Origin of the sequence: Mycobacterium botniense (assembly GCF_010723305.1) — a bacterium.
Classification (GTDB): domain Bacteria; phylum Actinomycetota; class Actinomycetes; order Mycobacteriales; family Mycobacteriaceae; genus Mycobacterium; species Mycobacterium botniense.
This window is the reverse complement of the sequence record NZ_BLKW01000002.1, coordinates 191529-204338: the sequence shown is the minus strand read 5'-3', so window position 1 is coordinate 204338 and position 12810 is coordinate 191529. Positions and strand designations below refer to the sequence as shown.

General features: G+C 67.3%; 10 protein-coding genes. 9 read left to right on the top strand and 1 reads right to left on the bottom strand.

The window, feature by feature from the left end:
* The first annotated feature begins 22 nt into the window (after positions 1 to 22).
* The 7 genes from mtrB (at position 23) to G6N08_RS01185 (ending at position 9988) form a co-directional block, all read left to right on the top strand.
* Positions 23 to 1675 (top strand): MtrAB system histidine kinase MtrB, encoded by a 1653-nt coding sequence (gene mtrB, locus G6N08_RS01215; RefSeq protein WP_163753496.1) that lies wholly within the window; start codon positions 23 to 25, stop codon positions 1673 to 1675.
* A 59-nt stretch (positions 1676 to 1734) separates the two neighbouring features.
* Positions 1735 to 3483 (top strand): MtrAB system accessory lipoprotein LpqB, encoded by a 1749-nt coding sequence (lpqB, locus tag G6N08_RS01210; protein ID WP_163756505.1) that lies wholly within the window; start codon positions 1735 to 1737, stop codon positions 3481 to 3483.
* A 92-nt stretch (positions 3484 to 3575) separates the two neighbouring features.
* Positions 3576 to 4214 carry a ComF family protein gene (locus tag G6N08_RS01205; protein ID WP_163753494.1) on the top strand — a complete coding sequence of 213 codons (639 nt, stop codon included), beginning with the start codon at positions 3576 to 3578 and terminating at the stop codon, positions 4212 to 4214.
* Between the two features lie 298 nt (positions 4215 to 4512).
* Entirely contained in the window at positions 4513 to 5202 is a 690-nt protein-coding gene (hpf, locus tag G6N08_RS01200) for a ribosome hibernation-promoting factor, HPF/YfiA family (protein WP_163753492.1), read from the top strand.
* A 131-nt stretch (positions 5203 to 5333) separates the two neighbouring features.
* On the top strand, positions 5334 to 8168 hold the full coding sequence (secA, locus tag G6N08_RS01195; protein WP_163753490.1) for a preprotein translocase subunit SecA: 2835 nt from the start codon (positions 5334 to 5336) through the stop codon (positions 8166 to 8168).
* 175 nt (positions 8169 to 8343) lie between these two features.
* The gene (locus tag G6N08_RS01190; protein WP_163753488.1) at positions 8344 to 8826 is read left to right on the top strand and encodes a cation:proton antiporter regulatory subunit; all 483 of its coding nucleotides are present in this window, start codon (positions 8344 to 8346) and stop codon (positions 8824 to 8826) included.
* A 4-nt stretch (positions 8827 to 8830) separates the two neighbouring features.
* Positions 8831 to 9988 (top strand): cation:proton antiporter, encoded by a 1158-nt coding sequence (locus G6N08_RS01185; RefSeq protein WP_163753486.1) that lies wholly within the window; start codon positions 8831 to 8833, stop codon positions 9986 to 9988.
* Between the two features lie 8 nt (positions 9989 to 9996).
* Here the strand turns inward: G6N08_RS01185 and G6N08_RS01180 are convergent, their stop codons facing one another.
* Positions 9997 to 10521, bottom strand: a complete 525-nt coding sequence (locus G6N08_RS01180) for an Rv3235 family protein (RefSeq protein ID WP_163753484.1) — start codon at positions 10519 to 10521, stop codon at positions 9997 to 9999.
* A 179-nt stretch (positions 10522 to 10700) separates the two neighbouring features.
* Here G6N08_RS01180 and G6N08_RS20315 point away from each other — a divergent pair, with 179 nt between their 5' ends.
* Both G6N08_RS20315 and G6N08_RS01165 read left to right on the top strand, forming a co-directional pair.
* Positions 10701 to 12110 carry a WS/DGAT/MGAT family O-acyltransferase gene (locus G6N08_RS20315; RefSeq protein ID WP_170301253.1) on the top strand — a complete coding sequence of 470 codons (1410 nt, stop codon included), beginning with the start codon at positions 10701 to 10703 and terminating at the stop codon, positions 12108 to 12110.
* A gap of 158 nt (positions 12111 to 12268) precedes the next feature.
* Positions 12269 to 12769, top strand: a complete 501-nt coding sequence (locus G6N08_RS01165) for a DUF6912 family protein (RefSeq protein ID WP_163756503.1) — start codon at positions 12269 to 12271, stop codon at positions 12767 to 12769.
* The last annotated feature ends 41 nt before the right edge of the window (positions 12770 to 12810 follow it).

Sequence of the window (12810 nt, the reverse complement as noted above, 5' to 3'; positions counted from 1 at the left end):
GCGATGCGGAGGAGCGGCGCCGGTGATCCTGGGCTCGAGGCGGCGCCTTCGCAGTCGGTGGGGCCGTTCCGGCCCGTTGACCCGCGGTATGAGTGCGTTGCGGCGGGCCGTTGCCGTTGCCTGGCGGCGCTCGTTGCAGTTACGGGTGGTGTCGCTCACCTTGGGCCTTTCGCTCGCGGTGATCTTGGTGCTCGGGTTCGTGCTGACGAGTCAGGTCACCAACCGCGTACTTGATGTCAAGCTCAAGGCCGCCACCGAGCAAATCGAACGGGCACGCAACACCGTCAGCGGGATTGTCAGCGGTGAGGAGGCACGGTCGCTCGACAGCAGTCTGCAACTTGCCCGCAACACCTTGACATCCAAAACCGACCCGGCCCTGGGACCGGGGCTCGCCGGCGCCTTCGACGCTGCGCTGGTGGTCCCCGGTGACGGGCCCCGCGCCGCGACCACGGCCGGACCGATCGACCAAGTGCCTTCGGCGTTGCGCGATTTCGTGAAGGCCGGGCAGGTGGCCTACCAATACGCGACGGTGCACACCGAGGCGTTTTCCGGGCCGGCGCTGATCATCGGCACGCCGACGTCGTCCCGGGTCACCAACCTGGAGCTGTACCTGATCTATCCGCTCAACAACGAGCAGGCCACCATTGCGCTGGTGCGCGGCACCATCGCCACCGGCGGGCTGGTGCTGCTGGGGTTGTTCGCGGCCATCGCGCTGCTGGTGTCCCGCCAGGTGGTGGTGCCGGTCCGGCAGGCGTCGCGGATCGCTGAACGGTTCGCTGAGGGACACCTTTCCGAGCGGATGCCGGTGCGCGGCGAAGACGATATGGCTCGGCTGGCGGTGTCGTTCAACGATATGGCCGAAAGTCTGTCGCGGCAGATCACCCAGCTCGAGGAGTTCGGCAACCTGCAGCGGCGCTTCACGTCCGATGTCAGCCATGAACTGCGCACACCGTTGACCACGGTGCGGATGGCCGCCGACTTGATTTATGACCACAGCGATGACCTCGACCCGGCACTGCGACGCTCCACCGAGCTGCTGGTCAGCGAGCTGGACCGCTTCGAGTCACTGCTCAATGACCTGCTGGAAATCTCCCGCCATGATGCGGGGGTGGCGGAGCTGTCGGTCGAATCGGTCGATTTGCGCGCAACGGTCAAAAGCGCACTGGGCAATGTGGGCCATCTAGCCGAGGAAGCCGGCGTCAAGCTGATCGTGGACATGCCCGAGACCCAAGTAATAGCCGAAGTCGATGCGCGGCGGGTCGAACGCATTCTGCGCAACCTGATTGCCAACGCGATCGACCACGCCGAGCACAAGCCGGTGCGGATCCGGATGGCCGCCGACGAGGACACCGTCGCGGTCACGGTGCGCGACTACGGCGTCGGGCTGCGGCCCGGCGAGGAGAAACTGGTATTCAGCCGGTTCTGGCGCTCGGACCCTTCGCGGGTGCGGCGCTCCGGTGGCACCGGGCTGGGGCTGGCGATCAGCCTCGAGGACGCGCGGCTGCATCAGGGCCGGCTGGAGGCGTGGGGGGAGCCGGGTAAGGGTGCCTGCTTCCGGCTGACACTTCCGCTGGTTCGCGGACACAAGGTCACCACCAGCCCCCTTCCGCTGAAACCGATTGCTCCCGAACCGGGTCCGCACCGCCGGCGGGAGCACGCCGAAAGGAGCGGTTAGTGCGGCGGCCCGATTGCGCGGCCCGCGCCGTTGCGGCCCGCACCGTCGCCGGGCGGTGGCTGGCCACTGTGCTGTTTTCCGCGGTGCTGCTGGCGGGCTGTGCCGGAGTGCCCAGCTCGTCGGCGCCGCAGGCCATTGGCACGGTGGAACGCGCGGCTCCGTCGAACCTGCCCAAACCCACCCCGGGTATGGATCCCGACATGGTGCTGCGCGAATTCCTCAAGGCCACAGCAGATCCGGCGAACCGGCACCTGGCGGCTCGCCAGTTTCTCACCCAGTCGGCATCGAATGCGTGGGATGATGGGGGAAGCGCGCTGCTGATAGACCATGTGGTGTTCGTCGAAACCCGTGGCGCGGAACGGGTTTTAGTAACCATGCGAGCTGATATTCTCGGATCTCTTTCCGACATGGGCGTGTTCGAGACCGCCGAGGGCGCGCTGCCGGACCCGGGACCGATTGAACTGGTGAAGACGACGGGCGGATGGCGCATCAACCGGTTACCGAACGGCGTGTTCTTGGACTGGCAGCAGTTTCAGGCGACCTACAAGCGCCACATTCTCTATTTCGCCGACCCTACCGGTAAAACCATGGTTCCCGACCCCCGCTATATCGCGGTGGCCGACCGCGATCAGCTGGGCACTGAGCTGGTTTCGAAGCTGATCGCCGGTCCGCGTCCGGAGATGGCCCACGCCGTGCACAATCTGCTCGCGCCGCCGCTGCGGCTGAGCGGTCCGGTCACCCGCGCCGACGGCGGGAAGAGCGGCGTGGGCCGTGGTTACGCCGGGGCACGGGTGGATCTGCAGAACCTGTCTACCACGGACCCGCACAGCCGGCTTTTGGTTGCTGCACAAATCATTTGGACACTGGCCCGCGCTGATATCAAGGGGCCGTATGTGATCAACGCCGATGGTGCGCCGCTCGATGACCGGTTCGCCGACGGGTGGACGACATCTGATGTGGCGGCCACCGATCCGGGTATGGCCGACGGCGCCGGCGCCGGAGTGCACGCGCTGGTGGGCGGTTCGCTGGTAGCGCTGGACGGACAGCATTCCGCCCCGGTGCCGGGAGCGTTCGGGCGCACGCCGGATCAGACCGCCGCCACAGTGTCACGCGATGGGCATCAGGTGGCGTCGGTGGTGACCCAGCGGCCCGGTGCTCCGGATAGGGCCGATTCCCTGTGGATCGGCAATCTGGGCGGTGAGGCGGTGCAGGCCGCAGACGGTCACACCCTGTCGCGGCCCAGCTGGTCGCTTGACAACGCGGTGTGGGTGGTTGTCGACGGCAACACTGTGCTGCGCGCCTTCGCCGAACCAGCCTCCGGGCAGCCGGCGCGCATTCCGGTCGATTCCGGTGCGGTGTCCAGCCGCTTCCCGGGTCCGATCGCTGAGCTGCAGTTGTCCCGGGACGGGACGCGGGCGGCGATGGTCATCCAGGGGCAGGTGATCCTGGCCAGTGTCGAACAAACGCAGGCGGGTCAGTTCGCGCTGACCTACCCGCGACGGCTGGGGTTCGGGCTGGGCTCTTCGGTGGTGTCGTTGTCGTGGCGGACCGGCGACGACATCGTGGTGAGCCGCACCGACCCTACCCATCCGGTGTCGTATGTGAACCTGGACGGGGTGAACTCCGATGCGCCCAACCGGGGTTTGCAGACTCCGGTCTCAACGATCGCGGCGAACCCGTCGACGGTATATGTGGCTGATCCGCGCGGGGTGGTGCAGTTGTCCAGTTCCGCCGCAGAAAGCGAGCAAATCTGGTCGGAGGTGCCCGGGTTCGCGGTGCCGGGGGCGGTGCCGGTGCTGCCGGGCTGAGCGGTGCACCGGGGAGCGGCCGGCGGTGCCCGGCGGTGTCCGGCCAGCCGGCGGGGGGTGGCGCTGTCACCCCGGCGCGGCACACTGCAGCCGTGCTCGATCTGGTCCTTCCGCTGGAATGCGGCGGCTGCGGTGCACCGGCCACCCGCTGGTGCGACACCTGCGCCCGGCAGTTCGAGGTCGGGCCCGACCAGCCGCGCGTGGTCAGCCCGCGCATCGACCCGCACGTGCCGGTGTTTGCCCTCGGGCGGTACGCCGGCGCGCGGCGGCGCGCCATCGTCGCGATGAAAGAGCACGGCCGCTCCGACCTCATCGCACCGCTGGCGCGCGCCCTGGCCCTCGGTGTGCACCGGCTGCTGGTCTGGGGTATGGTGCAAACCCCGCTGACGCTCGTGCCCGCACCGACGCGACGGTGGGCGGCGCGGCGCCGCGGCGGTGACCCCGTCTGCCGCATGGCGGCCACCGCGGTGGCGCGGCACCCGCAGATCACCGTGATCGCGGCGTTGCGGATGACGGCCTCAGCCCGCGACTCAGTCGGCCTGGGCACCGCCGCCCGTGAGCGCAATATCGCGGGCCGAGTGCGGCTGCGACAGCGGGCTTTGCCCGAAACCGGCGAGGTGCTGCTCGTCGATGACATCGTCACTACCGGCGCGACCGCGCGCGAGTCGGTCCGCGTCCTGCGGTCGGCCGGCCTGCAAGTGACCGGGGTGCTCACCCTGGCGGCGGCATGAGCCCAACCCGGCGCGCCACCTGTCAGGCTTGCGGACGTGAATAACGTGCAACAGGTCCGGGAAAGCACTAGCACGTCCAGGTGAACACCGGCTACCGTCGAGCTAGACACCCGTGAAGGCCGCACGGCCACACATCCTCCGCGGTTGAGCGCCATTTCACCGATAGCGCTAGGAGGTGATTGTCGATACCTGTCACCGGCGGGTGGACTGCGGGCGATTGCGCAACTCCCGCCGGACGGATATGGCAAGCCGGGACACGCCCTGTGCGTGCTGAGGGAGAAGAGACGAGTTGATGCGCATGTCGAGGCAAACCGTGGATTCCGATCAGGGGCCAGGAGCTGGGGTTCAGGAGCGCGATGAACGGGTGCCCCGCGCCAAGGTCGTCGTCACGGGCCGCAACGTCGAGATTCCCGATCACTACCGCACCTACGTCTCGCAGAAACTTGCCCGTTTGGAGCGGTTCGACCGGACCATCTACCTTTTTGACGTCGAACTCGAGCATGAACCCAACCGCCGCCAGCGCAAATTCTGTCAGCACGTGGAAATCACGGCACGCGGCCGCGGACCGGTCGTGCGCGGCGAAGCCTGCGCGAACAGCTTCTACGCCGCGTTCGAGACCGCTGTCAACAAGTTGGAGAACCGGTTGCGCCGGGTCAACGATCGCCGCAAAGTCCACTACGGCGACAAAACCCCCGTGTCACTGTGCGAGGTCGCCGCGGCGGTGACACCGCCGGATCACGACCCCGCCAGTACCGGGATCCAACCCACGGAGTCACCCGGGTTGGACGTCGCCGTCACCGACCACGAGCCGGGCCGGATCGTGCGGGTCAAGGAGCACCCGGCCACGCCGATGTCGGTCGATGACGCGCTCTACGAAATGGAGCTCGTCGGCCACGATTTCTTCCTGTTTCACGATAAGGACACCGACCGGCCGTCGGTCGTCTACCGCCGTCACGCCTACGACTACGGTCTGATCAGGCTCGCCTGAGGCCGGCCGGGCCGCCGGGCCGGCCGGGATGCCGACACCGGTCGTTGACGGCTGTCCGCAACACGATGTCACCTAGGATGGATTCCGCGAGATTTGTCCGACGGATCCGTTCGACCCATAGGGGACCAGCTGTGCTGTCGAAGTTGCTGCGCCTTGGTGAAGGCCGCATGGTCAAGCGTCTCGCGAAGGTCGCCGACTATGTCGACACCCTCGCCGACGACGTCGCGCAGCTCACCGACGCCGAACTGCGCGCCAAGACCGACGAGTTCCGCAAGCGCCACGCCGACGGGGAAAGCCTCGATGACCTGCTGCCCGAGGCGTTTGCGGTGGCCCGGGAAGCCGCCTGGCGGGTGCTCGATCAGCGTCCTTTCCATGTGCAGGTGATGGGCGCTGCGGCGCTGCACTTCGGCAACGTCGCCGAGATGAAAACCGGTGAGGGCAAAACCCTGACCTCGGTGCTGCCCGCCTACCTCAACGCACTGGGCGGCCGGGGCGTGCACATTGTCACCGTCAACGACTACCTGGCTAAACGCGACAGCGAGTGGATGGGGCGGGTGCACCGGTTCCTGGGGCTGGACGTCGGCGTGATCCTGGCCGGAATGGGTCCCGACGAGCGCCGCGCAGCCTATGCCGCCGACATCACCTACGGCACCAACAACGAGTTCGGGTTCGACTACCTGCGTGACAACATGGCGCATTCGCTGGAGGAATGCGTCCAGCGCGGCCATGCCTACGCCATCGTCGACGAGGTCGACTCGATCCTGATCGACGAGGCGCGCACCCCGCTGATCATCTCCGGCCCCGCCGACGGCGGCACCAACTGGTACGCCGAGTTCGCGCGGATCGCGCCGCTGATGGAAAAAGACGTCCACTACGAGGTCGACTTACGCAAGCGCACGGTCGGTGTGCACGAGGCCGGGGTGGAGTTCGTCGAAGACCAGCTGGGCATCGACAACCTGTACGAGGCCGCCAACTCGCCGCTGGTCAGCTACCTCAACAATGCGCTGAAGGCCAAGGAGCTGTTCCACCGCGACAAGGACTACATCGTCCGCAACGGTGAGGTGCTCATTGTCGACGAGTTCACCGGCCGGGTGCTCTACGGGCGGCGCTACAACGAGGGTATGCACCAGGCCATCGAGGCCAAAGAGCAGGTGGAGATCAAGGCCGAAAACCAGACGCTGGCCACCATCACCTTGCAGAACTATTTCCGGCTCTACGAGAAGCTGGCCGGCATGACCGGCACCGCGCAGACCGAAGCCGCCGAGCTGCACGAGATCTACAAACTCGGGGTGGTGACCATCCCCACCAACAAGCCGATGATCCGGGAGGACAAGTCCGATCTGGTTTATAAGACCGAGGAAGCCAAATACCTCGCGGTCGTCGACGATGTTGCCGAACGCTACCAAAAGGGCCAGCCGGTGCTCATCGGCACCACCAGCGTCGAAAAATCCGAGTATTTGTCGCGGCTGCTGACCAAGCGGCGCATCCCGCATAACGTGCTCAACGCCAAATATCACGAACAGGAGGCGGGGATCATCGCCGAGGCGGGCCGGCGCGGGGCGGTCACCGTCGCCACCAACATGGCCGGTCGCGGCACCGACATCGTGCTGGGCGGTAACGTCGACTTTCTCACCGACAAACGGCTGCGCGAGCGGGGACTCGATCCCCTGGAAACCCCCGAGGAATACGAGCGGGCCTGGCATGAGGAGCTCCCCCTGGTCAAGGCCGAGGCCGCCGCGGAAGCCAAGGAGGTGATCGAGGCCGGCGGGCTGTACGTGCTGGGCACCGAACGCCACGAGGCGCGCCGGATCGACAACCAGCTGCGCGGGCGTTCCGGTCGCCAGGGCGACCCCGGCGAGTCGCGGTTCTACCTGTCGCTGGGGGACGAACTGATGCGCCGGTTCAACGGCGCCGCGCTGGAAGCACTGCTCAACCGGCTGAACCTGCCCGATGACGTGCCGATCGAGGCCAAGATGGTCACCCGCGCGATCAAGAGCGCCCAGACCCAAGTCGAGCAGCAGAACTTCGAGATCCGCAAAAACGTCCTCAAATACGACGAGGTGATGAACCAGCAGCGCAAGGTCATCTATGCGGAGCGCCGCCGCATCCTGGAGGGTGAGAACCTCAAGGAGCAGGCGCTGTCGATGGTCCGCGACGTGATCACCGCCTATGTCGACGGGGCGACCGCGGAAGGCTACGCCGAGGACTGGGACCTGGAAAAGCTCTGGGATGCGCTCAAGACGCTGTATCCGGTGGGCATCGACCATAAGGATCTGATTGACTCCGACGCCGTCGGCGAACCCGGTGAGCTGACCCGCGACGAACTGCTCGACGCGTTGCTGAAAGACGCCGAACGAGCCTACGCCGCAAGGGAAGCCGAGATTGAGGCGCTCGCCGGCGACGGTGCGATGCGCCAGCTGGAACGCAGTGTGCTGCTCAACGTCATCGACCGTAAGTGGCGCGAGCACCTCTACGAGATGGATTATCTCAAGGAGGGCATCGGCCTGCGCGCCATGGCCCAGCGTGATCCGCTGGTGGAATACCAGCGTGAGGGCTACGACATGTTCATGGCCATGCTCGACGGCCTCAAAGAGGAGTCGGTCGGCTTCTTGTTCAACGTTGCCGTCGAAGCGGTGCCCGCCCCGCAGCCGCCGCCGGAAGCCGAGCCGCAGGACCTCGCCGAGTTCGCGACAGCGTCAGCCGCTGCGGCGCAGCAGCGGGTGGCGGGCGCTGCGGGCAGTGCAAGCCAGACCGCGCCAAGCACGTTGCGCGCCAGAGGAGTTGAGGACGAGACCCGTGCATTGACCTACACCGGGCCGTCCGAAGACGGCTCAGCTCAAATCCAGCGCAGCGGGGATGGTTCGCAGCGGGAGGCGCAGGCTGGAACCACCCGGCGCGAACGACGTGAAGCTGCACGCCGTCAAGGCCGCGGGGCGAAGCCGCTGAAACCGGTGAAGAAGCGCTAGCGTCGCGCAGACCTGCGAAACCATCGAAATCGGTTTCGCGACACTAACTTTTGGCCCGCTCCGCTGAGGTGTTCCTCGGTGCGCGCAGCGGGTTCTCGGCGGACCGGCACCCGCCGGACCGGTCTGTGGATGCGCTGAATTGCCGCTCTCGCAGCCCGTCGTGAAGGATTGGTGCATGGATGTCAAGGAGGTACGGCTGCCGGGCATCGGTGTGCGGTATGAGTTCACCACCCGCAACGGTGACCGGGTCGGCATCGTCGCCCGCCGCAGCGGCGACTTCGAGGTCTGCCTGTATCCCCGCGACGACCCCGACCAGGCTCGGCCGGTCTTTTACCTCACTGACGACGAGGCTGACGCCGTCGCCCAGATCCTGGGCGCGCCGCGGATCGCCGAACGGTTCACCGAGCTGACCCGCGAAGTTCCCGGACTCGATGTCGGCCAGGTCGACATCGAACCGGGCAGCCGGTTTGTGGACCGCCCGCTGGGCGAGACCTGCGCGCGCACCCGCACCGGCGCCTCGATCGTGGCGATTGTGCGCGACAAAAACGTGATTCCGTCGCCGGCGCCGACGGAGGTGCTGCGCGCCGGAGATGTCCTCGTGGTGATCGGCACCGAAGAGGGCATCGCCGGGGTCGAGCACATTATCGACAAGGGCTGAGCTGGTGGAAATTTCGGTGGCGCTGTTGTTGCAACTCGGCGCCGTCCTGACCGCGCTCGCGCTTTTGGGTGCTGGTGCACGCCGTTTCGCGCTGTCTCCGATCCCGGTGTACCTGCTGGCCGGTCTCGCCCTCGGCAACGGCGGCATCGTACCGGTGGCCGCTGCGGGCCAATTCATCACCACCGGCGCACCCATCGGCATCGTGCTGCTCTTGCTCACCTTGGGTCTGGAGTTCTCCGCGACCGAATTCGCCAGCAGCCTGCGTCACCACCTGCCGTCCGCGGTGGTCGACGTGGCCCTGAACGCCACGCCCGGCGCGCTGGCCGGTTGGCTGGTGGGACTCGACTCGGTGGGCATCCTCGCGCTGGCCGGTGTCACCTATGTCTCCTCCTCGGGTGTGATCGCGCGGCTGCTGGAGGATCTGCGCCGGCTGGGTAACCGGGAGACACCGGCCGTGTTGTCGTTGCTGGTGCTGGAGGATTTCGCGATGGCGGGCTACTTGCCGTTCTTCGCGGTGGTCGCGTCCGGTGGTCGCTGGTGGCACGCGGTGGGCAGCATGACCGCCGCCGTCACCGCCCTGTGGATTGCGGTCTCGGCGTCTTATCGCTGGGGCCACCATGTCGGGCGGCTGGTGACGCACCCGGATTCCGAGCAGCTGCTGCTGCGGGTACTGGGAATCACGTTGATGGTGGCGGCGGTGGCCGAGTCGGTGCACGCCTCGGCTGCTGTCGGCGCGTTTCTGGTCGGTCTGACGCTGACCGGCGACACGGCCGACCGGGCCCGTCGGGTGCTGGGCCCGTTGCGTGATTTGTTCGCCGCGGTTTTCTTTCTGGGAATTGGCCTGTCGGTTGATCCGCAGCGGCTGGTGCCGGTGTTGCCGGTCGCTGTCGCGCTGGCCGCTGTCACTGCGGCGACAAAGCTGGCGACCGGGATCTTCGCCGCCCGGCGTGACGGCGTGGCGCGGCGGGGGCAGGTACGTGCCGGCACCATCCTGATCGCCAGGGGCGAGTTCTCGCTGATCATCATTGGACTGGTCGGCTCATCGATCACCGGGGTCGCTGCGCTGGCGATGTCGTACGTGTTCGTGATGGCCATCGCCGGACCGCTGGTGGCTCGCGTCACCGGGAGCCCCGCCCGGGCCGCCGAGGCCAGCCTGCCCTAGCACGTGGTTTATCCGATGTGCAAAGCGACGACCTGCCACCGGGGTTGCCGGCCCGCGATCGTGTGTTCGACGCGACCGGCGATGGCGTGAATCCGATGCCCGCGGCGGTAGGTGCCGAACACCTCGGCGGCGCTGAGGGCGTTGTTGCGGCCGACCGGCTGGAGTCGCACTCGGCGCAGCACCGCGGCCGCGGTGTGTGCGGGCTCTGCCGGGTTGCCCGCGAGCAGGGCTTCGACGAGATGGGCCGCCAGCAGGGGGCGCAGCTGATGCGCCGGCCGGCGCCGGTCGATGACTTCCAGGATTCGCCGCAGCGCGGCGTCGGCGAATGTTGCCGCCTGCCGCATCGGCGCGGGCATCGCGTTCGGCTCGGTGGCCGCCGGGTGCCGGCTGGGATGCCGGCGTGGCGCATCTGTCCGCTGCCGCAGCGTCCAGGGCGATACAGGCTGGCATTGGCGGATATTCCGCGGCGCCGGCTCGTAGTCGACGACGGGTGCCACGGCGAATGTCTGGTGCGGACTGGGCGTGTCGGTCAACGGGTACTCTCCAGTGGTCGGTCGGACGGGCGAGCCTGCTGGAGAGTGGCAGACGGCGGTAATCATCGCACAGATCACGCTTTTGCGTTTACCGTCACCCCCGCCGTCTCCCGGTAGCGGTTAGCGTGGGCGGCAGTGATGCCGCGGCAGGCCGAATCAGCAAGGAGGACAGCGGCGCAATGGTGACCCGGCTGTCGGCGTCGGATGCGTCCTTTTATCGATTGGAGAACACGGCCACCCCGATGTATGTCGGATCGCTGGCGATCCTGCGCCGCCCGCGTACCGGGTTGAGCTACGAGACGCTGCTGGCCACCGTCGAGCAGCGGCTGCCGCAGGTACCGAGATATCGGAAGAAAGTCCGCGAAGTGATGCTGGGCCTGGGGCGGCCGGTGTGGATCGACGACGGCGATTTCGATATCACCTACCACGTCCGCCGATCGGCGCTGCCGTCACCCGGCAGCGACGAGCAACTGCACGACATGATCGCCCAGCTGGCCGCACGCCCGCTCGACAAGTCACGGCCCCTGTGGGAGATGTACCTGGTCGAGGGGTTGGCCAAGAACCGGATTGCGCTCTACACCAAGTCGCATCAAGCACTGATCGACGGGATGACGGCGCTGGCGCTCAGCCATGTCATCGTCGACCGGACTCGTCGTCCGCCACCGGCTCCCGAGGACATCTGGATACCCGAGCGCGACCCCGGCACGACCCGGCTGCTGGTGGGGGCAGTCAGCGACTGGATCTCCGGTCCCCGGGCTCAGCTGCAGGCGGCCGGTTCCGCGGTCGCCGGGCTGGTCACGAATTCCGGGCAGGTCGTCAACGCCGGCCGGCGGCTGGTCGGCAGGGCACGCACCTGGGCCCGTGGCAGCGCCCCCAACAGCCCGCTGAATGCCCAGGTCTCCCGCAATCGACGACTGGCCGTGGCCCGTGGACGCCTGGAGGATTACCGGGCTGTGCGTGCGCGCTACGACTGCGATATCAACGATGTGGTGTTGGCGGTGGTCACCGGCGCGCTGCGCGGCTGGTTGCTGGCACGCGGCGAGGCGCTGGCACCCACCGCCCTGATCCGGGCGATGGCACCGATGCCGGTCTATCCCGAGAGCCGTTTTGATGCGCGTAACCCGGGCCGCGCGATCGGTCAGGTGATTCCGTTCCTTGTCGACCTGCCGGTGGGGGAGGGCAACGCCGTCGTGCGGCTGTCGCAGATCGCTCACGCCACCGAGTCGCACCCGGTGGCGGGCAGCCTGGTCGATGCCCGCACGATGCTGACATTGTCCGGGTTCGCCCCGCCGACCCTGCACGCCATGGGTATCCGGGTGGCCACCGGTTTTTCGGCCAGGATGTTCAACTTGTTGATCACCAACGCACCCGGTGGTCAGGCGCAGATGTATATCGCCGGCGCCAAACTGCTGGAGGCCTATGCCGTGCCCCCGCTGCTGCACAATCAGGCGCTGGCTATCGGAGTGACGTCGTACAACGGGATGCTGTATTTCGGGATCAACGCCGACCATGACGCGATGAGCGATGTCGACTTGCTGCCGTCGCTGCTCAGTGAGTCACTCGACGAGCTGTTGGAAGCCGCGCAGTAAGCGGGCGCAGCCGCCGCGGCCCGCCCACAGCGTCGCGTTGCCCGGGGGCGCGGCAACCAGCCGCCTCGCCGGTGCTGAGGGGACGACCTGGGGCACCTGACGGCTAAGCGTTTGTGGCACCGTTGATAGGTGTCAACAACAAGCCCGATGTGGGTGCCGTGATGCGGGTCTATGTGCCGGCCACTTTGGCCACGCTGCAGCTGCTGGTCGCCGAGGGTGCACTGTGGCCAGCGGGCGGCACCGCGTTCGCGGTGACACCGACGCTGCGCGAAACCTACGCCAGCGGTGACGAGGAGGAACTCGCCGAGGTGGCGCTGCGCGAGGCCGCGCTGGCGTCACTGCGGCTGTTGGCCGCCGACACCGATCAGAAGATGCCGCCGCGACGCGCGGTGCTGGTCGCCGATGTCAACGATGTCACATGCCGGCCTGATCTCGACGATGCTGTCGTCAAACTTGGTGAACCGGTTTCCCTCGACCACGTTGTCGCCGTATTCGTCGACAATGCAGCGGCGGAGCCGGCTGTCACGGCGGCGATGGCGGTGATCGACGCGGCCGATCTCGGCGACGAAGATGCTGAACTGGTCGTCGGCGACGCTCAGGACTACGACTTGGCCTGGTACGCCACCCAAGAGCTGCCGTTTCTGCTGGAGCTGCTGTGAGTCCGGACGGCTGTGCGACTGGAGCTGCGCCCATGGGTTAC

Bases quoted from the DNA above. Each gene is read 5' to 3' on its own strand.
- hpf (WP_163753492.1), top strand. From the start codon at position 4,513: ATGTCGAGGCAAACCGTGGATTCCGATCAGGGGCCAGGAGCTGGGGTT.
- G6N08_RS01190 (WP_163753488.1), top strand. From the start codon at position 8,344: ATGGATGTCAAGGAGGTACGGCTGCCGGGCATCGGTGTGCGGTATGAG.
- G6N08_RS20315 (WP_170301253.1), top strand. From the start codon at position 10,701: ATGGTGACCCGGCTGTCGGCGTCGGATGCGTCCTTTTATCGATTGGAG.